Below are 26071 nucleotides of genomic sequence, written 5' to 3'. Positions count from 1 at the left end.
AGGGAAGAGGCCGGCGGTCAGTCGACGAGCGCGCCCTTCGCGCCGATGACGCGGGCGGCGAGGGCCGCCCCGGCGCGGATGGCGGGCGCGGCCCCCTGCCCCGCGCGCCGCGCCGCGAGGTAGCCCGCGTTGAAGCTGTCCCCCGCCGCCGTGCTGTCGACGACCTCCGCCGGGGGGCACGGAACGGTCAGGTCCGCCCCGTCCACGTAGGCCAGCACCGGCGCGCCACCGTCCTTCACCACCACCTCCCCCGCGCCGAGGGACCGGTAGCGGGCGAGCGTCGCGGCGGGGTTGGCGTCGCCGAACCACGTCGCCTCGTCCTCGTGCGACGGCAGCACGACGTCCGAGACCTCCGCCGCCTCGGAGACCGCGGCGCGCATCGCGTCGGACGAGGGCCAGAGCGCGGGCCGCAGGTTCGGGTCGAACGCCACGCGCGCGCCCCCCGCGCGGGCGCGGGCGACCTCCGCCAGCAGGGCGGCGCGGGCCGCGCCTGCGAGGATGCCCAGCGTGATCCCCGAGAGGTAGAGCACGTCGGCCCCGGCGAAGGCGACGCGCAGCCGGGCCGGATCGTCGGCGAGGCGGCGGGCGGCGGACTGGCCGCGCCAGTAGGTGAAGGACCGCTCCCCGTCGCGGAGCGCGATGCGATAGAGGCCCACCGTCGCATCGTCGCGGCGCAGGACATGGGCGGTCCCGACCCCCGCCGCCGCCATGAAGGCCAGCATGTCGTCCGACAGCGCGTCCCGCCCGACCGCCGAGACGAAGCCCACCGGCTCGTCCAGCCGGGCGAGGTACCACGCCGTGTTGAAGGTGTCCCCCGCGAAGCCCTCGCGCAGGCGGCCCGGCCCGTCGGGGGACAGCTCGACCATGCACTCCCCGACGCAGAGGATCACGGGCGGAGCCCCAGGATCGCCCGCGCCTCGTCCGTCGTCGCGGGCCGCCGCCCGTGCCGGGCGGCGATCCCGACCGCCCGCTCCACGAGCGCCGCGTTCGACGGTGCCAGCGTCTCGCGGTCCATGCGCACGTTGTCCTCCAGCCCCGTCCGCAGATGCCCGCCCGCCTCCGCCGCCCAGTCGTTCAGCACGGCCTGCCCCGCCCCGATCCCCGCGGCGCACCAAGGCGCGTCGCCGAACAGGTGCCGCTTGGCCGTCAGCATCGCGTCGAAGGCCACCCGGTCCACCGGCATGGCGTTCCGAACGCCCATGACGAACTGGCAGTAGGGTCGCGCGGGCAGGCGCCCGTCCGCGTGCATCGCGGCCGCCTGATAGAGGTGGGAGAGGTCGAAGCACTCGATCTCGGGCACGACGTCGTGGGCGACCATCTCAGCGGCCAGCCAGTCCACGAGATCGGGCGGGTTCTCGTAGACGCGGGTCGGGAAATTGTTCGACCCCACCGACAGCGAGCACATGTCCGGGCGCAGCGGGATCATCCCGCCCCGTTCCCGCCCCGCCCCCGTGCGCCCGCCGGTCGAGAGCTGCACCACCATGCCGGGGCAGGCCTCCTCGATGCCCGCCTTGAGGTCGGCGAACCGGCCCGGATCGGCGGTTGGCGCGCCGTCGTCGTCGCGGACGTGGCAATGGGCGATGGCCGCGCCCGCCTCGAAGGCCTCGACCGTGCTATCGATCTGCTCGGCCACGGTGATGGGGACCGCCGGATTGTCGGACTTCCGCGGCAGGGATCCGGTGATCGCCACGCAGACGATCGCGGGTGTCATCCCGCCCTCCCGGAGAACATCGGCCCGCCGCGCCAGCGGGGGAAGCCGTAGCCGTTGATCATCACCACGTCGATGTCGTCCGCCGACCGCGCGATGCCCTCGGCCAGCACCGCCTCGGCCTCGGCGCGCATGGCGGCGAGCAGGCCGTCGACGATCTCCGCGTCCGTGAAGCGGCGCGGCGTGAGGCCCGCGTCCGCCCGCGCCGCGTCGAGGACGCGCGCGACGGTCTCGGATTCCACGGCCCTGCCCTCGGCGTAGTCGTACCACCCCGCCCCCGCCTTGCGCCCGAGGCGGCCCATCTCGCAGAGCCGGTCCGGCCCGTCGAAGTACCGCTCCCCCGGATCGCGCGTCGCCGCGCGGCGCTTCCGCATGGCCCATGCGATGTCGAGCCCGGCGAGGTCCTGCACCTCGAAGAGGCCCATCCGCCATCCGTGACCGCGCATCGCCGCGTCGACCTGCGCGGGCGCCGCCCCGTCGGCGACCATGAACTCCGCGGCCCGGCGGTAGGCCGCCATGATGCGGTTGCCGACGAACCCGTCGCAGACCCCGGCGGGCACCGCGATCTTGCCCAGCCGCTTGGCCAAGGCGAACCCGGTGGCGACCACGTCCGGGGCGCAGCCGTCGGGGATGACGACCTCCAGCAGCTTCATGACGTGGGCGGGCGAGAAGAAGTGAAGGCCGATGACGCGTTCGGGCACGCGGGCACGCGCCGCCAGCGCGTCGAGGTCGAGATAGGAGGTGTTGGAGGCGAGGATGGCGTCGTCGCGGACCACGGCCTCGACGCTCGACAGCACCCCGGCCTTCACCTCCATGTCCTCGAACACCGCCTCGATCACGAGGTCGGCGGGGGCGAGGGCCGCAGGATCGGTCGCCACCGCGAGCGCGTCGCGGAGCGCGGCGTGGCGCGCCGCGTCGACGAGGCCCCGCCGGTGGCTGTCCGCGAGGATGCCCTCGATCCGGCCCCGCCCCGCCTCCGCCGCCGCGTCGTCGCGCTCGAGCAGCGTCACGTGCAGGCCGCGCAGCAGGCAGGCGCTCGCGATGCCCGCGCCCATCGTCCCGCCGCCGACGACGCCCACCCGGTCCACGGGGCGGGGGTCCACGCCCTTCAGCTCGGGCAGCTTCGACGCCGCGCGCTCGGCTAAGAACACGTGGCGCAGCGCGGCGCTCTGCGGATCGTCCCTCAGGCGGACGAAGGCGGCGCGCTCGGCGGCAAGGGCGTCGTCCGCCCCGAGCCGCACCGCCCGGTCCACCGCCTCGGCTGCGGCGCGGGGGGCATGGACGGGGCCGGCCTCGGCCACAGCCCGCGCCACCCGATCCGGCCAGTCGTCGGACGCCGGCAGGGGCGCGCGCGCGGCCAACGGGACGGGGCGCGGGGCATCGGCGGCGCGCTCGGCCATCGCGGTCGCCGCCGCGTCGAGGTCGCCCTCGGCCACCGCGTCCACGAGGCCCAGCGCCGCGGCCTCCGTCGCGTCCACCGGCCGCCCGCCCGCGCAGAGGCCGAGGGCGGCGGCGGGGTCGATCAGGCGCGGCGCGCGCACCGTGCCGCCCGCCCCGGGGATCAGCCCGAGGTTCACCTCGGGGAACCCGAGCTTGGTGCCCGGCGCCGCGATCCGATGGGCGCAGCCGAGTGCGATCTCCAGCCCCCCGCCCAGCACCGTGCCGTGCAGCGCGGCGACCCACGGCTTCGCCGCCCCCTCCAGCGCGAGGACCACGTCGGGGAGGTGCGGCTCCCGGGGCGGCTGGCCGAACTCGCGGACGTCGGCCCCGGCCGTGAACGTCCGGCCCGCCGCGCGCAGCACGACGGCGGCGACCGCGCCGTCCGCCTCCGTCGCCGCCACGGCCTCCACCAGCCCGCGCCGCACCGCGTGCGAGGCGGCGTTGATCGGGGGGTTGTCGATGGTGACCCGCGCGATGCGGCCGGCGCGCTCGATGGTGACGGTCATGGAGCCTCCTCGGATCGCGCGTACCCTGCCCGCCCGGAGGCGGCGGCGGAAGACCGGAAGAGGGGAAAATGGCTGGGGTGGTAGGATTCGAACCTACGGTACACGGTACCAAAAACCGCTGCCTTACCGCTTGGCTACACCCCAACGCGGGGTGCGGGATAGACGGGGGCGCGGCGGGGCGCAAGCCCCTCGCGGCCCCTCCCGCGACCGGCTAGGGCGGGCCCATGTGGGACGTGATCGTTCTGGGCGGCGGGGCCGCCGGGCTCTACGCCGGGATCGAGGCGGCGCGACGCGGGCGGCGGGTGCTCGTGATCGAGGGCAACCGGCATCCCGGCGAGAAGATCCGCATCTCCGGCGGGGGGCGCTGCAACTTCACGAATCTCGGGATCTCGCGCGCGACGATCTCGGAGAGGTTCCTGTCGGAGAACCCCCGCTTCGCGCTCTCGGCGCTGTCGCGGCACCCGGCGCGCGCCTTCCTCGACCGGCTGGAGGCCGCGGGCATCGAATGGACGGAGAAGGCGCTCGGCCAGCTGTTCTGCGCGGGCTCGGCGCGAGAGGTGGTTGACTGGCTGGTGTCCGACCTGCGGGGCGCGGGCGCGGAACTGCGCCCGTCCACGACGGTCGGGGACGTGACGCGCGCCGAGGGCGGGTTCGCCGTCGCGACGTCCGGCGGGACCGAGCGCGCGGCCAAGGTGATCGTGGCCTTGGGCGGCAAGCCGATCCCCAAGATGGGCGCGACGGACCGTGGCCTGCGGATCGCGCGGGCGTTCGGCCTGCCCGTCGTCGACACCCGCGCGGCCCTCGTCCCGCTCACCTTCGAGGGCGGCCTGCGCGAAGAGATGGCGGCCTTGGCGGGCGCGTCCGTGGAGGGCGCGGTGCGCGCGGACGGGCCGGCCTTCGCGGACGGGCTGCTCTTCACGCACCGGGGCCTGTCGGGGCCGTCCGTGCTGCAGGCGTCGTCCTACTGGCGCGAGGGGGCGCCGGTGGAGGTGGACCTCGCCCACGGGACCGACCTCGCGGACGCGCTGGCCGCCCAGCGGCAGGCGGGGGGGCGCATGGGGGTGGCGACCGCGCTGGCGCGGCACATGCCGGAGCGGTTGGCGAAGGCCGTGATCGCGCGGGCCGGCATCGCCGGCAACCTCGCCGACCAGTCGAACGCCAAGCTCTCCGCGTTGGAGCGCGCGGCGCGGGCGTGGACCGTCCAGCCGTCGGGGTCGGAGGGCTACCGCACGGCGGAGGTCATGCGGGGCGGCGTGGCGACGGACGCGCTGGACCCGCGGACGCTGGAGGCGCGGTCCGTGCCCGGCCTGCACTTCGTGGGCGAGGTGGTGGACGTGACCGGCTGGCTGGGGGGCTACAACTTCCAGTGGGCGTGGGCCTCGGGCTGGGCGGCGGGACAGGCGGTCTAGCCCCCTGCCTCTTCGGGCGTCCGCCGTCGCGTCAGTACGGCAGCGGCCACGCCTTGTGCACCTCGTCCACCGCCGCGACGGTCTCGTCGGACAGGTCGACATCCACCGCCTTCAGCCCGTGCTGCAACTGCGCCAGCGTCGTCGCCCCGAGGATGGCCGAGCAGGCGAAGGGGCGGTGCCGCAGCCACGCCAGCGACAGGTGCACCGGATCGACCCCGTGGTCCGCCGCGAGCCGCAGGTAGGCGTCCACGGCCCCCTCGACCCGGTCGGACATGCGTCCGCCCAAGCCGCCGTTGATCGAGCGGCGCGACCCCTCGGGCACCGCGCCGCCTTGGTACTTGCCCGTCAGCAGGCCCGCCGCCAGCGGCGAGAAGGCGAGCATGGTGATCTCCTCGTGGACCATGCATTCCGCGAGGTCCGTGTCCGCGAGGCGGCAGAGCAGCGAGTACTCGTTCTGGATCGACACGGGACGCGCGGGCCCGTCCCCGGCGGCGTCGCACCAGCGCGCCATGCCCCATGCGGATTCGTTGGACGTGCCGAAGGCCCGGATCGTGCCGCGCTCGACCTCCCGCTCCAACGCGCCCACGCAGTCCGCAAGGTTCTGGACGACCTCCGCCTTTCGCGAGGCGCCGTCCCCGGTCGGCGCGTAGGTCCAGTTCTTGCGGAACATGTAGGAGCCCCGGTTGGGCCAGTGGAACTGGTAGAGGTCGATCGCCTCGACCTGCAGCCGCTTCAGAGACCCCTCGATCGCGCCGGGGATCGTCTCGGCGGTGATCGCCTCCCCCCCGCGCACCACGCCGCCCTCGCCCGCGTGCTTGGTCGCGATGCGCAGCTTGCCCGCGTTCCCCGCCGCGACCCAGTCGCCGATGATCTCCTCGGTCCGGCCCGCCGTCTCGGCCAGCATCGGGTTGACCGGATAGACCTCGGCCGCGTCGAGCCACGTGACCCCCGCCTCCACGGCGAGGTCCATCTGCGCGTGGGCGTCCTCGGGCGGGGTCTGGGCGCCGTAGGTCATGGTGCCGAGCATGATCTCGGTGATCGTGTCGTGGCGGCCGAGGGGAACGGTGCGCATGTCGCGGCTCCTTGGTGGCGGGCGCCGGGGGCTCTGCCCCCGGACCCCCGGGATATTTGCGGCAAGAGGAAGGGGCGTCAGAGGTCCAGCGTCAGCCAGACGGGCACGTGGTCCGACGGCTTGTCGCGCCCGCGCAGCTCCGCTTGGATCGTCACGTCGCGCATCCGGTCCGCCACGGCGGGCGAGAGCAGGAAGTGGTCGATGCGGATGCCGTCGTTCCGCTCCCACGCGCCCTTGGTGTAGTCCCAGAAGGTGAAGTGGTGCGGCGCGGGCGTGCGCGCCCGCAGCGCGTCCGTCAGCCCGAGGTTCACGATCCGCCGATAGGCGCCGCGCGTCTGCGGCAGGGCCAGCGCGTCGTCGTGCCAGCGCGCGGGCTGCAGCGCGTCGCGGTCGTCGGGGATGACGTTGAAGTCGCCGGTCATCAGGAACGGCGTCTCCTCGGCCAACAGTTCGCGCGCGCGCGCCTCCAGCCGCGCCATCCAGCCCAGCTTGTAGTCGTATTTCGGCCCCGGCGCCGGGTTGCCGTTGGGCAGGTAGAGCCCGCAGACCCGCACCGCGTCGCGCTCGCCGATCGCCGTCGCCTCGATGTAGCGCGCCTGCTCGTCCGCGTCGTCGCCCGGCAGGCCGCGCGTCACGTCGTCCAGCTCCACGCGGGACAGGAGCGCGACCCCGTTGAAGCCCTTCTGCCCGTGGGTGTGGATCGAGTAGCCCGTCCCGTCGATCAGCTCCTCGGTCGGGAAGGCCTCGTCGGTGGACTTGATCTCCTGCAGGACGGCCACGTCGGGCGCGTCCTCCTCCAGCCAGCGGCGCACGGTCTGGAGACGGGCCTTGATCCCGTTCACGTTCCACGTCGCGATCTTCATGGGGCGGTCTTCATCGGGCGGGGCGCGCGGTCGGGGTCATCCCCCTCCCCTACGGAGCGCGCGCCGCGATGTCAGCCCCGCTCGACCGCCAAGAGCGCCAGCATCCCGGCGAGGTCGGCCCCGCGCGCGGGCGGCGCGGCGCGCTGCGCCTCCAGCGCGGCGAGCAGCAGCGCCGCCTCGTCCGCCGCCCAGTCCAGCACCTCCGCGTCGGCGGGCGCCCGGCTGGCGCGGAGCGAGCGGAGCAGGTCGGCCATGCGGTCCGCCTCCGCGCGCAGGTCGTCGGAGGGGCGCGTGGCGGCCACCTCCAGCGCGGCGGCCCACGCGGCGGCGTCGCGCGCGATGGGCACCCAACGGTGCCAGCGGCCGGGCACCTCGCCCGCCTCCGCGGGCGGCGCGGCGCGCACGATCACCGGACGCGGCGCGAAGCGGGTCTCGCCCGCGGTCATCTCGATGTTCTCCAGCACGACGCGCCCGTCCGGCTCCGGCAGGACGGACCACGCCGCGACCATGCCGAGCTGCAGCGCCATCGCGCCGAGCCCCGCCATCCGCAGCGGCGCGAGGCGGGCCGGGCCGGGCCGCGCGGCGAGGCCCGCCCGCGCGGCGACCGCCGCGCGGCGCCCGCGCCCCACGAGGCGGCGGAGGTCGGCGCGGATGTCGGCTTCGGTGACGGGGTCGGACATGGGGGCCTCCGGATCGGTTGCCGGACACCTGCCGCCTTCAGATGGCGGATATGGGGCGGCCCTCGCGCATTCGCGTGGAATCGCCGCCTCGGCTCAGAGCGAGAAGGACACCCCGCAGCCGCAGGAGGACGAAGCGTTCGGGTTCTCGATGGTGAAGCGCGCGCCGATCAGCTCCTCGGTGAAGTCGATCGTCGCGCCGCCGAGGAACGGCAGCGACACCTCGTCGATCACCACGCACTCGCCCTGCCCCTCCAGCCTGAGGTCCGTCGTCTCCGGCTCGCCGAGGTCGATGCTGTACTGGAAGCCCGAGCAGCCCCCGCCCTCCACCGCGACGCGCAGGGCCTTGCCCTGCGCGGCCGCGCCGATCTCGGACAGGCGCTCGAAGGCGCGGGGAGTGACCTTGGGGGGCAGCGTGGACAGGTCCATGACGGGTCTCCGGGCACGGGGTAACATTCCGGCGTGGCGTCGATATATGGAGGAGAGGGCCGACCGCCAAGGGAGCGCACATGACCACCGCCCCCCGCAGCGACGCACGGACGGACGTCCGGTCCGGCACGCGCGTGCCCGGCGCCGCGCCCGCGCCCTCGCCGTCCTTCGCGCCCTACGCCTGCGACCCCTTGGCCACCCGCGGCCGCCTGCACCCCGAGGAGGAGAGCCGCCACCGCTCCCCGTTCCAGCGCGACCGCGACCGGATCATCCATTCCAGCGCGTTCCGCCGCCTCAAGCACAAGACGCAGGTCTTCATCGAGCACGAGGGCGACTACTTCCGCACCCGCCTGACCCACTCCATCGAGGTGGCGCAGGTCGCGCGGACCATCGCGGGGCACCTGGGCCTCAACGTCGCCCTGGCCGAGGCCGTGGCGCTGGCCCACGACCTCGGCCACCCGCCCTTCGGCCACACGGGCGAGGAGGCGCTGGACCGGCTGATGCAGCCCCATGGCGGCTTCGACCACAACGCGCAGGCCATCCGCATCGTCACATCGCTGGAGCGGCACTACGCCAGCTTCGACGGGCTGAACCTCACGTGGGAGACGCTCGAGGGCATCGCCAAGCACAACGGCCCCGTCCCCGAGCCCGCGCACTACGCGCTGCAGGACTACGCGGCGTGGCACGACCTCGAACTCTCGACCCATGCCTCCGCCGAGGCGCAGGTCGCCGCGCTGTCGGACGACATCGCCTACAACCACCACGACCTCCACGACGGGCTGCGCGCCGAGCTGTTCTCCACGGCCGAGCTGTCGGAGCTGCCCGTCCTCGACCGCTGCTTCGCCGAGGTGGACCGCACCTATCCCGGCCTCGACCTCTACCGCCGCCGCCACGAGGCGCTGCGCCGCTTCTTCGGGGTGCTGGTCGAGGACGTGATCGCGGTGACCGAGCGGAACCTCGCGGCCCTCGCCCCCGGCTCGGCCGAGGACGTGCGCCATGCGGGCCGCGCGATGGCACGGTTCTCCGACGGGCTGTGGGCCGACCTTCACGTCATCCGCCGCTTCCTGTTCGAGCGCATGTACCGCGCGCCCGACGTCGTGGCGATGCGCAAGCGGGCGACGCGCGTGGTGGACGAGCTCTTCCCCTATCTCTGCGCCCATCCCGCCGACCTGCCGAAGCAGTGGCGCAAGGACATCGACGCCGCCGACGGCGACACGGCCATCGCGCGGCTGGTGTCGGACTACATCGCCGGGATGACGGACCGCTTCGCGATCCAGACGCACGAGCGGCTGATCGGCGGGATCGAGGGGTTCGACGCCTGACCGCCCCCCCGCCCTTCACGCTTCCTTAACCGCTCGCCCTGATCACCCTTCCTGCGCGCACCGGGGGAGACCCCGGACAGGATCATGACGGACCCCGACGAGCATCGAGAGATGTCGCCTCGTCGGCCGGCCTCGAAGACGACCAGGCCACCTCAGCGTGGCAGGGCAGCAAGGTTCGTCCGTCCCCACCCCGGACAACGGGACGGGACGCGGCGCCGATCTTCCTTCCCCCACGGGGGACCGAGAGAGCGAGGGACGCGCCCGCGCGCCCCGCCCGAGGATCACACCCGTGCCAGCACCCGCGCCCACGACCGCATCCCCTTGTGGAAGCTGTCGAGGTCGTACTTCTCGTTGGGCGAGTGGATGCGGTCGTCGTCCTTGGCCCAGCCAGCCAGCATCGATTCCATCCCCAACTCCTCGCGGAAGTGCCCCGCGATGGGGATCGAGCCACCCATACCGGTGAACACCGCCGCGTCGCCCCACTCCTCCGACAAGGCCTCGCGCGCCGCGTCGAAGAGCGGGTGCGAGGTGTCCATCGCCGAGGCGGGCGAGGCGCCGTGCCCGTGGAACTCCACCCGGCAGTCGGCCGGGATCTGCGCCATCACCCAGTCGCGGAACGACTCGCGCAGGCGGTGCGGATCCTGTCCCGCCACGAGGCGGAACGACACCTTGGCCGACGCCTGCGCGGGCAGCACCGTCTTGAACCCCGCGCCGGTGTAGCCGCCGAGGATGCCGTTGATCTCCGCCGTGGGCCGCGACCAGATCATCTCCAGCGGCATCCGCCCCCGCTCCCCCGCCGGATCGGCGAGGCCCACCTCGCCGAGGAACGCCTCCGCCGCGAAGCCGAGATCCTGCCACGCCTTCTTCCGCTCCGGCTCCAGTTCGGGGACGCCGTCGTAGAAGCCCGGCACCCGCACGCGCCCTTCCGCGTCGTGCAGCCCGCCGAGGATCCGCGTCAGCACGCGGATCGGGTTCATCGCGATCCCGCCGTAGCTGCCCGAGTGCAGGTCGCGGTTCGCCCCGTGGATCACGATCTCCTCGCCCAGCAGCCCGCGCAGGGACGTCGCGATCGCGGGCACCCGGTCGTCGTAGAGGCCGGTGTCGCAGATGAGGGCGAGGTCGGCGCGCAGCTCGGCGGCGTTCTCCCGCAGGAACGGCACCAGCGAGGGCGAGCCCGACTCCTCCTCGCCCTCCAGGAGGATCGTCAGCCTGCAGGGCGGCGCGCCGTGCACCGCGATCCACGCCCGCAGCGCCTCGACGAAGGTCATCAACTGGCCCTTGTCGTCCGACGCGCCGCGCGCCCGGATCGCCCCGTCCTCCACCACCGGGTCGAACGGGTCGCGGCGCCACAGGTCGAGCGGGTCCACCGGCTGCACGTCGTAGTGCCCGTAGAACAGCAGGTGCGGTCCCTCCCCGCCCGGCGGCCCGTCCGCATGGGCCACCACCATCGGGCGTCCCGGTGTGTCCCGGCGCGAGGCGTCCAGCCCCATCGAGGCGAGGTCGGCCACCATCCAGTCGGCGGCGGCCGTGCAGGCGTCGGCATAGGCGGGATCGGTCGAGATCGAGGGGATGCGGAGCAGCTCCGACAGACGCTCGAGGGCGGCGGGCATCTGGTCGTCGAGGCGGTCGAGGACGGGGGCGGCGCGGTCGGTCATGGGATCTCCTGCTTTGCCGCCACGGTGGCCCGCGCCGCGCCCGGCGTCCAGCCGCGCCGCCCCGACTCCCCTTCCGCCGATCCTTGCGACATAACGGCCCCTGTGACATGCGCGTCGCCCGACCTATTTGCCCGGCACGCCACGACGAAGGACGCCCCATGACGGACCGCACCGCCGCGCTCGACGCCGCCCTCCAGCGGCTGCACGACGAAGGCCGCTACCGGACCTTCATCGACATCGAGCGGCGGCGCGGCCAGTTCCCCCACGCGACGTGGACGCGCCCCGACGGGACCGAGCGCGAGATCACCGTCTGGTGCGGGAACGACTACCTCGGGATGGGCCAGCACCCCGTCGTGCTGGGGGCGATGCACGACGCGCTCGACGCGACCGGCGCGGGCTCGGGGGGGACGCGGAACATCTCGGGCACGACCGTCTTCCACAAGGCGCTGGAGGTTGAGCTGGCCGACCTCCACGACAAGGAGGCGGCGCTGCTGTTCACCTCGGCCTACATCGCCAACGACGCGACGCTGAGCACGCTGCCCAAGCTCTTCCCCGGCCTCATCATCTACTCCGACGCGCTCAACCACGCCTCGATGATCGAGGGCGTGCGCCGCAACGGCGGCGCCAAGCGGGTGTTCCGGCACAACGACGTGGCCCACCTGCGCGAGCTGATGGCCGCCGACGACCCCGCCGCGCCCAAGCTGGTCGCCTTCGAATCGGTCTACTCGATGGACGGCGACTTCGGCCCGATCGAGGCGATCTGCGACGCGGCGGAGGAGTTCGGCGCGCTGACCTACATCGACGAGGTCCACGCGGTCGGCATGTACGGCCCGCGCGGCGGCGGCGTGACAGAGCGCGACCGCCTCACCCACCGGATCGACCTGATCAACGGGACGCTCGCCAAGGCCTACGGCGTGATGGGCGGCTACGTGGCCGCGAGCGCCAAGATGTGCGACGCCATCAGGAGTTACGCGCCGGGCTTCATCTTCACGACGTCGCTCCCCCCCGCCGTCGCGGCGGGCGCGGCGGCGAGCGTGCGGCACCTCAAGTCCGACCAGACCCTGCGCGACCTGCATCAGGAGCGGGCGTCCGTGCTGAAAACCCGGTTCAAGATGCTGGGCCTGCCCGTGATCGACCACGGAAGCCACATCGTCCCCGTGATGGTGGGCGACCCGGTCCACACCAAGCGCATCTCGGACATGCTGCTCGAGGATCATGGCATCTACGTGCAGCCGATCAACTACCCCACCGTGCCCCGCGGGACCGAGCGCCTGCGATTCACGCCTTCGCCCGTGCACGGCCCGCAGATGATCGACGGGCTGGTCCGCGCGATGGATTCGCTCTGGAGCCACTGCGGCATCAACCGGGCCGAGCTCGCGGGCTGACCCGCCCCCCGCGCCCGCGGCGCGGGCCGGGCCGCGCGGATTCGCGCCAATTCCCGCCTTAACCCCCCGTAGCATCTTTCCGTGCATTGTGGCCGCCGCGATGCTAGCGTAGCGCCAAGGCAGTGGAACGCCGTGGGGGAAGCGGGGTTCGAATCCGACGGGCGCACCCGGAAACCGGGGCACGCGGCGGGGAAAGGACGGGGCAGGTCCATGTTCGGACGCGGAAAGATTCGCACAAACGAACCGACGTCGACGGAGCGCGGCTACGACAGCTACGCGATGCGCCTCGGCGACGAGCTGCGCGGCGAGCGCGCCACCTTGGGCAAGTCGCTCATGGACGTGCAGCGCGAGCTCCGGATCAAGGCGTCCTACATCGCCGCCATCGAGAACACGGACCTCTCGGCCTTCGACTCCCCCTCCTTCATCGCGGGCTACGTGCGGTCCTACGCACGCTACCTCGGCCTCGACCAAGAGATCGTCTTCGCCCGCTTCTGCGAGGAGTCGGGCTTCGACGGCATCCGCTCGCTCAAGCCGATGGAGCGCGAGGTGCGCGTCAAGGAGGACCCGTTCGGCGTCATGGCCACGCCGTCCTTCGTCAAGGCCGCCGCGGGCAGCCGCCCCGCCGCCGACCCCTTGGGCGGCGTCGGCAACCCCTTCGCCCGCCGCGCCACCCCCGTGTTCGCCGGGTTCGAGCCGGGCGCGCTCGGCTCGCTGGCCGTGATGGCGCTGCTGATCGGCGGCATCGGCTACGGCGGCTGGACCGTGGTGCAGCAGGTGCAGCGCGTCTCCGTCGCCCCCGTCGAGACCGCGCCGACCCTCGTAGCCGAGCTCGACCCGCTGCAGCCCGCCTCCGCCGAGACCGCCGATTCGGCGGGCGTGACCCCGCCGACGGACGACGCGCTGGCGCGGCTCTACCGGCCCCGCGTCCTCGAGACGCCGATCCTGACCGAGCGCGACGCGCCGATCTCGACCATCACGCCGGGCACGATCGGCGCCCTCGCCTCCGCCGTGCCGCGCCCCGACCCCGCCGATCCCCGCACCGGGGCCGAGGCGCAGATCGCCGCCGTCGGCGAGGCGAACGCCGCGCCCGACCTCGCGTCCTCCGTGGACGCCGCCTTGGCCGCCGCGCTGGGCGTCGAGGCCCCGGCGACCGAGGGCCCCGCGCAGCCCGTGCTCTCCACCCGCCCCGAGCAGGTGGTCCTCGTGGCCGTGCGCGAGACGTGGGTCCGCGTCCGCGACGCGGGCGGCGCGACCCTGTTCGAAGGGGTGATGCAGGCAGGCGACACGTTCGACGTCCCCGTCGAGGAGACGCCGCCGACGCTGCGCACCGGCAACTCCGGCGCGCTCTACATGTCCGTCGCGGGCCAGACCTACGGTCCCGTCGCCCCCGGCCCGCAGGTCGTCTCGAACGTGGCCTTGGCCGCCGACACGGTGCAGGCGGACTTCGCGGTCGCCGACCTCGCCTCCGACGCCGACCTCGAGCGCGTGGTGGCCGAGCTCGCGCCCGCCCCCGCCCTGCCCGGGGCCGAGGTCGCCCCGACCGAGTGACGGCTCCCTGAAGCTCCGGTTGTAAGCCCCGCGCCCCCGGCCTAGGTCGAGGGCGCAGCACCGGAGGTTCCCATGTCGCTCCACGCCATCCGCCCTTGGCGCCAGATCGACCGCCGCCCCTCGCGCAAGATCATGGTCGGCGACGTGCCCGTGGGCGGCGACGCTCCGATCTCCGTGCAGACCATGACGAACACGGTCACCACCGACGTGGCCGGGACGATCGCGCAGGTGAACGCCTGCGCCGAGGCGGGCGCCGACATCGTCCGCATCTCCGTCCCCGACGAGGCGTCCTCGGCCGCCCTGAAGGAGATCGTGCCCGAGGTGTCCGTGCCGATCGTGGCCGACATCCACTTTCACTACCGCCGCGGCATCGAGGCGGCGGAGGCGGGCGCGGCCTGCCTGCGGATCAACCCCGGCAACATCGGCTCGGCGGACCGGGTGAAGGAAGTGATCGCCGCTGCCCGCGACCACGGCTGCTCCATCCGCATCGGCGTCAACGCTGGCTCGCTGGAGAAGCACCTGCTTGAGAAGTACGGCGAGCCCTGCCCCGAGGCGATGATCGAGTCCGGCCTCGATCACATCCGCATCCTGCAGGACAACGACTTCCACGAGTTCAAGATCTCCTGCAAGGCCAGCGACGTGTTCCTCGCGGCCGCCGCCTACCAAGGGCTGGCCGAGGCGACGGACGCGCCCATTCACCTCGGCATCACCGAGGCGGGGGGCCTGACCTCCGGCACGATCAAGTCGGCCATCGGGTTGGGCAACCTGCTCTGGATGGGGATCGGCGACACGATCCGCGTCTCGCTCTCGGCCGATCCGGTCGAGGAGGTGAAGGTCGGCTACGAGATCCTGAAGTCGTTGGGCCTGCGCCACCGGGGCGTCAACATCATCTCCTGCCCCTCCTGCGCCCGTCAGGGCTTCGACGTCATCAAGACCGTCGAGACGCTGGAGAAGCGGCTGGAGCACATCAAGACGCCGATGTCGCTCTCGATCATCGGCTGCGTGGTGAACGGGCCGGGCGAGGCGCTGATGACCGACGTCGGCTTCACCGGCGGCGGCAACGGCAACGGGATGGTCTATCTGGCCGGCAAGCAGTCGCACCGCATGTCGAACGAGCAGATGGTCGACCACATCGTCGAGCAGGTGGAGGCCAAGGCCGCCGCCCTGGAGGCCGAGCAGGCCGCGGAGAAGACCGCCGCCGAGTGACGCCCGTGGCCCGCGCGATCATGATCCAAGGCGCCGGCTCCAACGTCGGCAAGTCCGTCCTCGTGGCCGGTCTGTGCCGCCATTTCGCGCGGGCCGGGCTGCGGGTGCGCCCTTTCAAGCCGCAGAACATGTCCAACAACGCCGCCGTCACCGCGGACGGTGGCGAGATCGGGCGGGCGCAGGCGACGCAGGCGCTGGCCTGCGGCGTTCCGCCGGTCACGGACATGAACCCCGTGCTGCTCAAGCCCGAGACCGAGACCGGCAGCCAAGTGATCGTGCAGGGCCGCCGCGTGGCGACCGTGCGGGCGCGGAACTACTTCAAGATGAAGCCGCAACTCCTTGATGCCGCGTTGCAATCCTTCTCGCGCCTCTGCGCCGGCGCCGACCTCGTGATCGTCGAGGGGGCGGGCAGCCCGGCCGAGATCAACCTGCGCGCGGGCGACATCGCGAACATGGGCTTCGCCGAGGCCGCCGACCTGCCCGTCGTGCTGGCGGGCGACATCGACCGCGGCGGCGTGATCGCGCAGCTCGTCGGGACGCACGCGGTGCTCCCGCCGCGGGACCGGGACCGGATCGAGGCGTTCCTCGTCAACAAGTTCCGCGGCGACGTCTCGCTCTTCGCGGACGGCGCGGCGGCCATCGCCGGGCGCACCGGCTGGCACGACCTCGGGACGGTGCCGTGGTTCGCGGACGCATGGCGCCTGCCCGCCGAGGACGGGCTCGACATCGCGTCCACGCGGCGGGACGGCGCGTTCCGGGTCGTCGTCCCCCGGCTGGGCCGGATCGCCAACTTCGACGACCTCGACCCGCTCTCCGCCGACCCCGCCGTCTCGGTCGAGATCGTCGAGCCGGGGCGCCCCCTCCCGGTCTGCGACCTCGTCCTGATCCCCGGCAGCAAGTCCACCCTCGCCGACCTCGCAGCGTTCCGGGCGGAGGGCTGGGACGTCGACCTCGCGGGGCACGTGCGCCGGGGCGGTCATGTCATGGGGCTGTGCGGCGGCTACCAGATGCTGGGCCGGACGGTGTCGGACCCGGACGGGATCGAGGGACCGCCCGCTTCCGCGCCCGGCCTCGGCCTGCTCGACGTCGAGACGGTGATGCGGCCCGAGAAGCGGGTGCGGCTGTCGGACGGGCACGCGGACGGCCGCCCCGTCTCGGGCTACGAGATCCATCTCGGCGCGACGACCGGGCCGGACCGGGCGCGGGCATGGGCCGACGTGGGCGACGCGGCCGCGTCGCCGGACGGGCGGGTGCGGGGGTGCTACCTGCACGGGCTGTTCGGGGCGGACGGGTTCCGGCAGGCCTACCTCGCGCGGCTCGGGGCGGCGGCGACGGCGTTCGATCACGGCGCCTCCGTCGAGCGGACGCTGGACGCGCTGGCCGACCATCTCGCGGCGGCGCTGGACCTCGACGCGCTCGGCGGGATCGCGCGCGCGCCCGTCATCCGATAACCGCGACACATCCGCTGGTTGCGCGCCCGCCCCGCCCTGCTAGCCTGACGCCCATCGCACATCTGGGGGTCTTCACCATGCGCCGTCTGCTTCTCGCCCTGCCGTTCCTCTTCGCCACGCCCGCCCTCGCCGCCACCTGCGGCAACGACGCCTCCGGGTTCGAGCGCTGGAAGCAGGAGTTCGCCGCGGAGGCGCAGCGGGCGGGGATCGGGCAGCGCGGCCTGCAGGCGCTGGCCAACGCCTCCTACAGCCAAGGCACGATCAACGCCGACCGCAACCAGCGCGGCGTGCGCTACGCGCTGAACGACTTCATCCGCATCCGCCTCGGCTCGCTCGACAGCTTCGCCGCGCAGGCGCAGCGCCGGGTCGACCAGAACCGCAACCTCTTCAACGCGCTGGAGCAGCGCTACGGCGTGCCCGCCGGCATCCTCGCCTCGATCTGGGGAATGGAGACGGGCTTCGGCAACAACATGGGCTCGACGCCCGTGGTCTCGTCGATCACGACGGTCGCCTACGACTGCCGCCGCTCGGGGTTCTTCACCCCGCACGCCTTGGCCGCGCTGCAGATGGTCGATCGCGGGATGCTCTCGGCCAACCAGCGGGGCGCGTTCCACGGCGAGCTGGGCCACACGCAGTTCCTGCCGGGCAACGCGATGCGCTACGGGCAGGACATCAACGGGGGCGGCGTCAACTTCTACGACGCGGCGGACGCGCTGGCCTCGACGGCCAACTTCCTGCGCCAGAAGGGCTGGCAGCCGGGGCAGCCCTTCGGTCAGGGGACGCGCAACTTCCGCGTCCTGAACGAGTGGAACGCGGCCACGGTCTACCAGCAGGCCATCGCCTTGGCGGCCGAGCGCATCCGCTGAGGACAGCGAGCCCATCGCCCGAAGCGATGGGCTGACCCGACCTCGAGTAGCCCGCAGGGCGGGAGGCCAAAGGGTCGCGTACGGGCGGCGGGACTCGAACCCGCAAGGCACTGGGCCGGGCGATTTTAAGTCGCCTGCGTCTACCGGTTCCGCCACGCCCGCATGAGGGCGTGGCTACGGCGCGCGCCGTCCGAGGTCTAGAGTTCGATGCCGGAGGGGCGCTCGCCCGGCCGTCCCGGATCACGGTCGGGATCGAACAGCCCCGTCTCTGGGTCGAGCGACAGGATGCCCCGCTCCGCGAGCCACGGGTTGAGGTCGAGCGCGCGCCGGACGTCGGCCTGCGCCTCCTCGAACCGCTCGAGCTCGACCAAGGTCAGCGCACGCCCGGTGAGCGCGCCGAGGTGGCGGGGGTCCAGCGCGAGGGCGCGGTCGAGGTCCTCGAGCGCCGCCTCGTGCAGCCCGGCGAGGAAGGCGGCGAAGGCCCGCTGGTTCCAGCCCTCCGCGTAGTCGGGGCAGTAGTCCGTCAGCATCCCCAGCGTCGCGCGGCTGCCCAGCAGGTCGAAGGCCTCGCGCTGCCGCATCCCCCGGTCGAGGAGCGCCTGCGCCCGCTCGTCGGGGGCCTGCAGCCAGAGCGCCCAGAGGCGCCCCGACCCGTCCCGCGCCGCCGCAGCGTTGGGCGCGAGGGCGAGGTCGTCGTAGATCGGGTCCGCCGCCGAGAGGTCGGCGGCCGGGGGGCAGTCGGCCCCTGCGGGGGCGGCGAGGACGAGGAGGAGGGCGAGGCGACGCATGGGCGGGATGGTGCGTCCCCCGCCCGCCCGGTCAAGCCCCGCGCCCGGTCTCGGCCTGCAGCGTGTCGATGCGCTTCGACGCCTCCGCCTTGGTGAGGTCGGGGTCGAACGGCTCGCCCGCCTCCTCGCTCAGGGTCTTGAGGTAGGACGCCTGCGCGCCGGTCATGGCCTCGTCGCCTGTCGTCCAGTCGTCGGGATCCTTGTCGGCGTTGCCCGGTGCGTCCTGCTTCGGCGTGTCGATGGTCATGGTGTTCCCCTTTCGGTCCATGATGCCACAACTTCGCCGCATTCCGGATGTTCCCCTCATGTTCACACGAACGGGAGGCGAACATGGCCCATATGACAATTTTCTTCCTCGCGATGACCTTGGGCGGCGCGTTGGCCGTGGGCGTGGTCGCCTAGGCCGGCTGGATCAGGTCCCAGCGGTTGCCCCACGGGTCGCGCCACACGGCGACGGTGCCGTAGGCCTCGCGGCGCGGAACCTCCTCGAAGGTGCCGCCCGCCGCCTCGATCCGCATGGCGTCGCGGGCGAAGTCGTCAGTCTGGAGGAACAGGCCGACGCGCCCGCCGAACTGGTTGCCGATGGCGGCCCGCTGGTCCCCCTCGGCGCGGGCGAACAGGAGGTCCGAGCCCCCCTCGGGCCGGACGGTGACCCAGCGCTTGCGCCCTTGCTCCTCGTCCGCCGTGCAGGTCCAGCCGAGGCCATCGACGAAGAAGCGCAGCGCCTCGTCGTAGTCGGGGACGAGCAGCGCGACGAGGGCGAGCCTCACCGCGTGCCCGCGAACCGCGCCTGCCATTCCTCGCGCTGCGCGTCGTCGATCTTTGCGAAGAGGACGTCGGGCACCGTGAATCCGTGGCCGGGCTTCAGCGCTTCGAGGTCGATGGCGTCGGGCCACGCGGGCTCCGTCCCCATCGCCGCATGCATGGAAGCGGCGGCGTCGGGGATGAAGGGCGCCGAAAGGGTCGCGTAGAGCGGGATGAGGTTGAGCGCCGTGCGCGCGTGCATGGCGGCGGCCGCCGGGTCGGTCTTGAAGGCCGTCCACGGGGCGGTCTGCTGGAGGTACTCGTTGCCCGCGACCCAGAGGCCGCGCAGCGCCGTCGCCGCCTTGCGGATCTCGATCGCGTCCATGTGGCGCTGATACTCCGCGACGCCGGTGGTCAGGCGCTCCACCAACGCGGCCTCCGCGTCGCCCGGCGTCCCGCCCTCGGGCAGGGCCGCCGCATCGCCGTCGCCGAACTTGGAACGGGTGAACTTGGTGATCCGGCTAACGAAGTTGCCCAGCACGTTGGCGAGGTCGCTGTTCACGGAGGCTTGGAAGTCCTCCCACGTGAACTCGCTGTCGGACGACTCGGGCGCGTGGGACAGCAGCCACCAGCGCCAGTAGTCGGCAGGCAGGATGGACAGCGCTTGGTCCATGAAGACGCCGCGCCCCTGCGAGGTGGAGAACTGGCCGCCGTCGTAGTTGAGGTAGTTGAACGACTTGAGGTAGTCGACGCGCTTCCACGGCTCGCCCGACCCGATCAGCGTGGCGGGGAAGGAGAGCGTGTGGAACGGCACGTTGTCCTTGCCCATGAACTGCACGTAGCGGACGTCGTCCGCGCCCGCGTCCGTGCGCCACCAGCGGCGCCAGTCGGCCTCCGCCAGCCCGTTCGCCTCGGCCCATTCGCCCGCGCAGGCGATGTACTCGATGGGCGCGTCGAACCAGACGTAGAAGACCTTGCCCTCCATGCCGGGCCAGTCCGCCTCGCCCCGCTTGACCGGGATGCCCCAGTCGAGGTCGCGGGTGATGCCCCGGTCCTGCAGCCCTTCGCCGTCGTTGAGCCACTTCTTGGCGATGGAGGTGGTCAGCACCGGCCACTCCTCCTGCCCATCGATCCACGCCTCCAGCTCGCCGCGCAGCTTGGACTGGAGCAGGTGGAGGTGCTTCGTCTCGCGCACCTCGAGGTCGGTCGAGCCCGAGATGGCCGAGCGCGGCTCGATCAGGTCGGTGGGGTCGAGCTGCTTGGTGCAGTTCTCGCACTGGTCGCCGCGTGCGCGGTCGTAGCCGCAGTTGGGGCACGTCCCCTCGACGTAGCGGTCGGGCAGGAAGCGCCCGTCGGCGTTGGAGTAGACCTGCCGCTCGCTGCGCTCCTCGATGTATCCGTTGGCGTCGAGCGCGCCCGCGAAGTGCTGCGTCAGCGCGTGGTTCTGGGGGCTGGACGACCGCCCGAAATGGTCGAAGGACAGCCGGAACCCGTCCGCCAGTTCCTTCTGCACCGCCCACATCCGCGCGCAGTAATCGGCCACCGGCTCGCCCGCCTTGGCGGCGGCCAGCTCGGCGGGCGTACCGTGCTCGTCCGTGGCGCACAGGAACAGCACCTCGTCCCCCCGGGCCCGGCGGTAGCGCGCGTAGAGGTCGGCGGGCAGTTGGCTGCCCACGAGGTTCCCGAGATGCTTGATCCCGTTGATGTAGGGGATCGCGCTGGTGATGAGGGTGCGGGGCATGGCGGTCTCCGGGCGGTCGGCGCGCAGATAGGCCCCCCACGCGAGGACGCGCAACCGCCTCCCTCATCTTGGCGGAAATACCTCGGGGGTGCGGGGGCGGCGCACCCGCCGGTCGGACGCCGTCAGGCGTCCGACCCCGTCAGGTGAACTGCTCGCGCAACAGCCGCTCCTCCAGCCCGTGGCCCGGATCGAAGAGCAGGCGGTGGCAGACGGCAGGCTCGGTCGCCACCTCCACCCGCACCACGTCGCGCACGCTCGTGCCGTCCGCCTCGGCCATCATCGGGCGCTTCTCCACGTCCAGCACGTCGAACCGGACGCGCGCGGCGCGGGGCAGCAGCGCGCCGCGCCAGCGGCGGGGGCGGAAGGCCGCCACCGCCGTCAGGGCCAGCACCTCCGAGCCGATGGGCAGGATTGGGCCGTGGGCCGAGTAGTTGTAGGCGGTGGAGCCGGCCGGCGTCGCCACCAGCGCGCCGTCGCAGACCAGTTCCTCCATGCGGACCTTGCCGTCCACCGCGATCCGCAGGCGCGCGGCCTGCGGCCCGGTCCGCAGCAGGTTCACCTCGTTGATGGCCAGCGCCTCGACCTCGGTGCCGTCGGTGCGGGTGGCGTGCATCTTGAGCGGGTTGGTCACCGCCTCCTCGGCCGCGTCGAGCCGCCAGAGCAGGTCGTCCTCGGCATACTCGTTCATCAGGAAGCCGACGGTGCCGCGGTTCATGCCGTAGGTCGGCGCGTCGAGCGCCTGCGTCGCGTGCAGCGTCTCGAGCATGAAGCCGTCGCCGCCGAGCGCCACGACGATGTCCGCTTCTTCGGGGGCGCACTGGCCGTAGCGGTTGGAGAGGCGCGTTAAAGCCACCTGCGCGGCGGGGGCGCGGGAGGCGACGAAGGCGATGCGGCGGTGGGGCATTCGGCCTCCGGCGTGGTCTGCGCGCGACGGTGACGGGGGCGTCCCGGGATGGCAAGCCGAGTCGCGCCGCCCCACGCCTGCGTCGGTTTCGCCGCTTTTCGTCCGGCGGTGCGGGGCGTATGGGGCGCCGACCCCTGCCCCCCGGAGGCCCGCCATGAACGCCCCCCACCGCCAGCCCGGCTTCTTCACCCGCTCGCTCGCCGAGACCGATCCCGAGATCGCCCGCGCCACGGCGCAGGAGCTGGAGCGCCAGCGCGACGAGATCGAACTGATCGCGTCCGAGAACATCGTCTCCCGCGCCGTGATGGAGGCGCAGGGCGGCGTGATGACCAACAAGTACGCCGAAGGGTATCCGGGGCGGCGCTACTACGGCGGGTGCCAATACGTCGACGTGGCCGAGGAGTTGGCGATCGAGCGGGCCAAGACGCTCTTCGGCTGCGGCTACGCCAACGTGCAGCCGAACTCCGGCTCCCAAGCGAACCAAGGCGTGTTCACCGCGCTGCTGAAGCCGGGCGACACCATCCTCGGCATGTCGCTCGACGCGGGCGGGCACCTGACCCACGGGGCGCGGCCGAACCAGTCGGGTAAGTGGTTCAACGCGGTGCAGTACGGGGTGCGCGAGGACGACCTGCGCCTCGACTACGACCAGGTCGCCGCGCTGGCCGCCGAGCACAGGCCGCAGATGATCATCGCGGGCGGCTCGGCCATCCCGCGGCAGATCGACTTCGCCCGGATGCGCGAGATCGCCGATTCGGTGGGCGCCTACCTGCTGGCGGACGTGGCGCATTTCGCGGGGCTGATCGCGGCGGGCCACTACCCCTCGCCCTTCCCCCACGCCCACGCGGTGACCACGACGACCCACAAGACGCTGCGCGGCCCGCGCGGTGGCATGATCCTGACCGACGACGAGGCGCTGGCGAAGAAGTTCAACTCGGCCATCTTCCCCGGAATCCAAGGCGGCCCCCTGATGCACGTCATCGCCGCCAAGGCGGTGGCCTTCGGCGAGGGGCTGGCGCCCGAGTTCAGGGACTATCAGGCGCAGGTCATCTCCAACGCCCAAGCGCTGGCGGACGAGCTCATGCAGGGCGGGCTCGACATCGTCACCGGCGGCACCGACTGCCACGTGATGCTGGTGGACCTGCGCCCCAAGGGCGTGAAGGGCAACGCGACCGAGGCCGCCCTCGGGCGCGCCCACATCACCTGCAACAAGAACGGCATCCCCTTCGACGACGAGAAGCCGACCGTCACCTCTGGCATCCGGCTGGGCACCCCCGCCGGCACGACGCGCGGGTTCGGGGAAGAGGAGTTCCGCGAGGTGGGGCGCCTGATCTGCGAGGTCGTGGACGGGCTGGCCGCGAACGGGGCCGAGGGGAACGCCGACGTCGAGGCCTCCGTGCGCGAGCGGGCGACGGCGCTCTGCCGCCGCTTCCCGATCTACCCGGATCTCTGAGCCGGATGGACGGCGCGCGGGCGCGGCCCTAGGGTCGCGCCCGATGCGCGCCCTCGCCCTCCTCCTGCTCCCGCTCGCCGCCTGCTCGGACCTCCCGCCGCCGTCGATCCCCGCCGATTCCGCCGCCTTGGCCGGCCCGCCGCCGTCGCTCGTGCCGCTGGACGACGTCCTCGGCGCCGCCGACCGGCCGATCCGCGCGGCCTCCGTGGGGGCGGAGCTCGACGCCCGCGTCGCGCGGGTGAAGGCGCGCGCGCCGCAGGCGCCGCGCAACGCCGACCTGGTCCGCCGGGCGGTCAGGCTGCAGCGCCGCCTGCCCCCCTTGCCCCCCGAGAGCGACCTCGCCGCGCGCGGCGAACGGCTGCGCGCGCGGGCGGACGCGTTGCGGGCCGCGCCGCTCTGACGACGACCGGGGGACGGGGAGCCCCCGCCCCTTCGCGGCGGCACGACCGCGGCCTCCGCGCTCGTCCCGTGCCGCCCCCACGCGGCGGGGCGCGCGTTGCGCCCGCCCCGCCCCCGCGATAGCCCGTCCGGGCCATCACGGGGGACCACGCCATGACCACGCTTCGACTGGGGATCGCCGGGCTCGGGACCGTCGGCGCGGGCGTCGTGCTGATCGTGCAGGCGCGGGGCGACCTGCTGGCGGCGCGCTGCGGGCGGCGGATCGAGATCGCCGCCGTCTCGGCGCGCTCGCGCGACCGCGACCGGGGCGTGGACCTGTCCGGCTACGCCTGGGAGGACGACCCGGTCGCGCTCGCAAAGCGCGGCGACGTGGACGTGTTCGTCGAGCTGATGGGCGGATCGGACGGACCGGCGAAGGCCTCCGTCGAGGCGGCCCTCGCGGCCGGCAAGCCCGTGGTCACGGCGAACAAGGCGATGCTGGCGCTGCACGGGCAGGCGCTGGCGGAGGCGGCGGAGGCGGCGGGCGTCCCGCTGCGCTTCGAGGCGGCCGTGGCGGGGGCCATCCCCTGCGTGAAGGCGTTGGCCGAGGGGATGGCGGGCAACCGGGTCACGCGGGTGATGGGCGTGATGAACGGCACCTGCAACTACATCCTGACCCGCATGGAGGCCGAAGGCCTGCCCTACGACGAGGTGTTCGAGGAGGCCCGCGCGCTGGGCTACCTCGAGGCGGACCCCACGCTCGACGTGGGAGGGATCGACGCGGGCCACAAGCTGGCGCTGCTGTCGGCCATCGCATTCGGGACGCGGGTCGATTTCGACGGGGTGGAGCTGCAGGGGATCGAGCGCGTCTCGATCGACGACATCCGCCGCGCGCGCGACATGGGCTACCGCATCAAGCTGCTCGGCGTGGCGGAGGCGGTGGGCGACGGGGTCGCGCAGTCGATGCGCCCGACGCTGGTGCCCGCCGACTCGCCCTTGGGGGCCTTGGAAGGCGCGACCAACATGGTGGTGATCGAGGGCGACGCGGCCGGCCAGATCGTCCTGCGCGGGGCGGGGGCGGGCGCGGGGCCGACGGCCAGCGCGGTGATGGCGGACGTGATGGACGTCGCGCGGGGCCACGCGCTTCCGCCCTTCGGCCAGCCCGCGGCCGGATTGGCCGCTGCGAGCCGGGCGGTCGGCGGGACGGATCACGCGCACTACCTGCGCCTCTCGCTGCGCGACGAGCCGGGGGCGCTGGCGCGCGTGGCCACGGTGCTGGGGGAGGCGGGCATCTCCATCGACCGGATGCGCCAGTACGACCACCCCGGCGCCGACGCGCCCGTCCTGATCGTCACCCATCCCTGCGCGGCCGACGCGCTGGCCCGTGCGCTGGCGGGGCTGGAGGGGACCGGCGTCGTCACCGAGGCGCCCGTCGCGCTGCAGATCCAAGAGGTCTGAGATGGCCGATCCCGCCATCCCCTACGCCCCCGCCCCGACCCGCTACGACACGATGCCCTACCGGCGCTGCGGGCGCTCGGGCCTGACCCTGCCCGCGGTCTCGCTGGGGCTGTGGCACAACTTCGGGGACGACGCGCCCCACGCGACCAAGCGCGCGATCTGCCGGACCGCCTTCGACGCGGGCATCACCCATTTCGACCTCGCCAACAACTACGGCCCCGAGCCGGGCAGCGCCGAGCGCGCCTTCGGCGAGATCCTCCGCACCGACTTCCGCGGGCACCGGGACGAGCTCGTCATCTCGTCCAAGGCGGGCTACCGCATGTGGCCCGGACCCTACGGCGAGATGGGGAGCCGCAAGTACCTGATCGCGTCCTGCGACGCCTCGCTGCGGCGGCTGGGCGTGGACTACGTCGACATCTTCTACTCCCACCGCTTCGACCCCGACACGCCCTTGGAGGAGACGATGGGCGCGCTCGACGCGATCGTCCGGTCGGGCAAGGCGCTCTACGTCGGCATCTCAAGCTACAACGCCCGGCGGACGCGGGAGGCGGCGGCGATCCTGCGGGACCTCGGCACGCCCTGCGTGATCCATCAGCCGTCCTACAACATGCTCAACCGGTGGGTGGAGCGCGACGCGCTGCTCGACACGCTGGACGAGGCGGGGATCGGCTCGATCGCCTTCACGCCTCTCGCGCAGGGCCTGCTGACCAAGAAGTACCTCGGCGGCATCCCCGAGGGCAGCCGGGCGGCGCAGAACAAGTCGCTCGACCCGCGCACGGTGATGGACGGGATGATCGAGGCGCTGCGCGGCCTCGACGCGCTGGCGTCGGACCGGGGGCAGACGCTGGCGCAGATGGCCATCGCGTGGGTGCTGCGCGGCGGGCGCGTGACCTCCGCCCTGATCGGCGCGTCGCGTCCCGAGCAGGTGACGGACTGCGCGGGCGCGACGGCCAAGCTCGCGTTCTCCGAGGACGAGCTGGCGCGGATCGACGCGCTGACGTGCGAGTCGGGGCTGAACCTCTGGGCCACGTCCTCCGAGGGGGTGTGAGGGCACGTTAGCGCAACCGCCGG

The 26071-nt window shown here is 73.2% G+C and carries 24 protein-coding genes and 2 tRNA genes; 11 read left to right on the top strand and 15 right to left on the bottom strand.

The window, feature by feature from the left end; translation table 11 throughout:
• Positions 1 to 17: 17 nt before the first annotated feature.
• The 4 genes from JQC91_RS16585 to JQC91_RS16570 all read right to left on the bottom strand — a co-directional run bounded on the left by JQC91_RS16585 (position 18) and on the right by JQC91_RS16570 (position 3798).
• Positions 18 to 890: a sugar kinase gene (locus JQC91_RS16585; RefSeq protein ID WP_343070002.1), complete on the bottom strand. Its 873-nt coding sequence runs from the start codon at positions 888 to 890 to the stop codon at positions 18 to 20.
• Positions 887 to 1711 carry a 3-keto-5-aminohexanoate cleavage protein gene (locus tag JQC91_RS16580; RefSeq protein ID WP_203288526.1) on the bottom strand — a complete coding sequence of 275 codons (825 nt, stop codon included), beginning with the start codon at positions 1709 to 1711 and terminating at the stop codon, positions 887 to 889. The genes JQC91_RS16585 and JQC91_RS16580 overlap by 4 nt, the downstream gene beginning before the upstream one ends.
• The gene (locus tag JQC91_RS16575; RefSeq protein ID WP_203288525.1) at positions 1708 to 3654 is read right to left on the bottom strand and encodes a 3-hydroxyacyl-CoA dehydrogenase NAD-binding domain-containing protein; all 1947 of its coding nucleotides are present in this window, start codon (positions 3652 to 3654) and stop codon (positions 1708 to 1710) included. The genes JQC91_RS16580 and JQC91_RS16575 overlap by 4 nt, the downstream gene beginning before the upstream one ends.
• A gap of 69 nt (positions 3655 to 3723) precedes the next feature.
• Positions 3724 to 3798, bottom strand: a tRNA-Gln gene (locus JQC91_RS16570).
• Positions 3799 to 3878: 80 nt separating this feature from the next.
• On the opposite strand from JQC91_RS16570, the gene JQC91_RS16565 reads away from it, so the two are divergent.
• The gene (locus tag JQC91_RS16565) at positions 3879 to 5063 is read left to right on the top strand and encodes an aminoacetone oxidase family FAD-binding enzyme (protein WP_203288524.1); all 1185 of its coding nucleotides are present in this window, start codon (positions 3879 to 3881) and stop codon (positions 5061 to 5063) included.
• Positions 5064 to 5094: 31 nt separating this feature from the next.
• Here the strand turns inward: JQC91_RS16565 and JQC91_RS16560 are convergent, their stop codons facing one another.
• From JQC91_RS16560 to JQC91_RS16545, 4 genes are all read right to left on the bottom strand, one after another.
• Positions 5095 to 6135, bottom strand: a complete 1041-nt coding sequence (locus tag JQC91_RS16560; RefSeq protein WP_203288522.1) for an aldo/keto reductase — start codon at positions 6133 to 6135, stop codon at positions 5095 to 5097.
• A gap of 77 nt (positions 6136 to 6212) precedes the next feature.
• Positions 6213 to 6998, bottom strand: coding sequence for an exodeoxyribonuclease III (gene xth, locus JQC91_RS16555; RefSeq protein ID WP_203288520.1), 786 nt, complete (start codon positions 6996 to 6998; stop codon positions 6213 to 6215).
• A gap of 71 nt (positions 6999 to 7069) precedes the next feature.
• Positions 7070 to 7678 (bottom strand): hypothetical protein, encoded by a 609-nt coding sequence (locus tag JQC91_RS16550; RefSeq protein WP_203288518.1) that lies wholly within the window; start codon positions 7676 to 7678, stop codon positions 7070 to 7072.
• A 93-nt stretch (positions 7679 to 7771) separates the two neighbouring features.
• A complete protein-coding gene (locus tag JQC91_RS16545; protein WP_203288515.1) occupies positions 7772 to 8104 on the bottom strand; it encodes an iron-sulfur cluster assembly accessory protein in 333 nt (110 codons plus the stop codon).
• An 80-nt stretch (positions 8105 to 8184) separates the two neighbouring features.
• Here JQC91_RS16545 and JQC91_RS16540 point away from each other — a divergent pair, with 80 nt between their 5' ends.
• A complete protein-coding gene (locus JQC91_RS16540) occupies positions 8185 to 9426 on the top strand; it encodes a deoxyguanosinetriphosphate triphosphohydrolase (protein ID WP_203288513.1) in 1242 nt (413 codons plus the stop codon).
• Between the two features lie 281 nt (positions 9427 to 9707).
• Here JQC91_RS16540 and JQC91_RS16535 read toward each other — a convergent pair whose 3' ends face one another.
• A complete protein-coding gene (locus JQC91_RS16535; protein ID WP_203288511.1) occupies positions 9708 to 11081 on the bottom strand; it encodes a M20/M25/M40 family metallo-hydrolase in 1374 nt (457 codons plus the stop codon).
• A 158-nt stretch (positions 11082 to 11239) separates the two neighbouring features.
• On the opposite strand from JQC91_RS16535, the gene hemA reads away from it, so the two are divergent.
• From hemA to JQC91_RS16510, 5 genes are all read left to right on the top strand, one after another.
• On the top strand, positions 11240 to 12466 hold the full coding sequence (gene hemA / locus JQC91_RS16530; RefSeq protein ID WP_203288509.1) for a 5-aminolevulinate synthase: 1227 nt from the start codon (positions 11240 to 11242) through the stop codon (positions 12464 to 12466).
• A 210-nt stretch (positions 12467 to 12676) separates the two neighbouring features.
• The gene (locus tag JQC91_RS16525) at positions 12677 to 14014 is read left to right on the top strand and encodes a helix-turn-helix domain-containing protein (protein WP_203288507.1); all 1338 of its coding nucleotides are present in this window, start codon (positions 12677 to 12679) and stop codon (positions 14012 to 14014) included.
• A gap of 72 nt (positions 14015 to 14086) precedes the next feature.
• On the top strand, positions 14087 to 15220 hold the full coding sequence (ispG, locus tag JQC91_RS16520; protein WP_203288505.1) for a flavodoxin-dependent (E)-4-hydroxy-3-methylbut-2-enyl-diphosphate synthase: 1134 nt from the start codon (positions 14087 to 14089) through the stop codon (positions 15218 to 15220).
• A gap of 5 nt (positions 15221 to 15225) precedes the next feature.
• Positions 15226 to 16671 (top strand): cobyric acid synthase, encoded by a 1446-nt coding sequence (locus tag JQC91_RS16515; RefSeq protein ID WP_203288700.1) that lies wholly within the window; start codon positions 15226 to 15228, stop codon positions 16669 to 16671.
• A 77-nt stretch (positions 16672 to 16748) separates the two neighbouring features.
• Positions 16749 to 17537, top strand: a complete 789-nt coding sequence (locus JQC91_RS16510; protein WP_203288503.1) for a lytic murein transglycosylase — start codon at positions 16749 to 16751, stop codon at positions 17535 to 17537.
• 79 nt (positions 17538 to 17616) lie between these two features.
• Here JQC91_RS16510 and JQC91_RS16505 read toward each other — a convergent pair.
• The 6 genes from JQC91_RS16505 to JQC91_RS16480 form a co-directional block, all read right to left on the bottom strand.
• Positions 17617 to 17699 (bottom strand) — tRNA-Leu (locus tag JQC91_RS16505).
• Between the two features lie 35 nt (positions 17700 to 17734).
• Positions 17735 to 18325: a tetratricopeptide repeat protein gene (locus JQC91_RS16500; RefSeq protein ID WP_203288501.1), complete on the bottom strand. Its 591-nt coding sequence runs from the start codon at positions 18323 to 18325 to the stop codon at positions 17735 to 17737.
• A gap of 31 nt (positions 18326 to 18356) precedes the next feature.
• Complete coding sequence (locus JQC91_RS16495) at positions 18357 to 18572, bottom strand: DUF3072 domain-containing protein (RefSeq protein ID WP_203288498.1); 216 nt, start codon at positions 18570 to 18572, stop codon at positions 18357 to 18359.
• Positions 18573 to 18723: 151 nt separating this feature from the next.
• The gene (locus JQC91_RS16490; RefSeq protein WP_203288496.1) at positions 18724 to 19122 is read right to left on the bottom strand and encodes a VOC family protein; all 399 of its coding nucleotides are present in this window, start codon (positions 19120 to 19122) and stop codon (positions 18724 to 18726) included.
• The gene (gene metG / locus JQC91_RS16485) at positions 19092 to 20810 is read right to left on the bottom strand and encodes a methionine--tRNA ligase (RefSeq protein WP_203288495.1); all 1719 of its coding nucleotides are present in this window, start codon (positions 20808 to 20810) and stop codon (positions 19092 to 19094) included. Before metG ends, JQC91_RS16490 begins: the two co-directional genes overlap by 31 nt.
• A gap of 139 nt (positions 20811 to 20949) precedes the next feature.
• Positions 20950 to 21714 (bottom strand): NAD kinase, encoded by a 765-nt coding sequence (locus JQC91_RS16480; protein WP_203288493.1) that lies wholly within the window; start codon positions 21712 to 21714, stop codon positions 20950 to 20952.
• Positions 21715 to 21868: 154 nt separating this feature from the next.
• Between JQC91_RS16480 and glyA the strand changes: the two genes are divergently transcribed.
• From glyA to mgrA, 4 genes are all read left to right on the top strand, one after another.
• Positions 21869 to 23164 (top strand): serine hydroxymethyltransferase, encoded by a 1296-nt coding sequence (gene glyA / locus JQC91_RS16475; RefSeq protein WP_203288491.1) that lies wholly within the window; start codon positions 21869 to 21871, stop codon positions 23162 to 23164.
• Between the two features lie 43 nt (positions 23165 to 23207).
• On the top strand, positions 23208 to 23564 hold the full coding sequence (locus JQC91_RS16470) for a hypothetical protein (RefSeq protein ID WP_203288489.1): 357 nt from the start codon (positions 23208 to 23210) through the stop codon (positions 23562 to 23564).
• Positions 23565 to 23716: 152 nt separating this feature from the next.
• Positions 23717 to 25000 carry a homoserine dehydrogenase gene (locus JQC91_RS16465; protein WP_203288487.1) on the top strand — a complete coding sequence of 428 codons (1284 nt, stop codon included), beginning with the start codon at positions 23717 to 23719 and terminating at the stop codon, positions 24998 to 25000.
• Between the two features lies 1 nt (position 25001).
• The gene (gene mgrA, locus JQC91_RS16460; protein ID WP_203288485.1) at positions 25002 to 26048 is read left to right on the top strand and encodes an L-glyceraldehyde 3-phosphate reductase; all 1047 of its coding nucleotides are present in this window, start codon (positions 25002 to 25004) and stop codon (positions 26046 to 26048) included.
• Positions 26049 to 26071 lie beyond the last annotated feature (23 nt).

This window comes from Jannaschia sp. Os4, from assembly GCF_016820245.1.
Taxonomy (GTDB): domain Bacteria; phylum Pseudomonadota; class Alphaproteobacteria; order Rhodobacterales; family Rhodobacteraceae; genus Jannaschia.
This window is presented reverse-complemented; position numbering and strand designations above follow the sequence as displayed.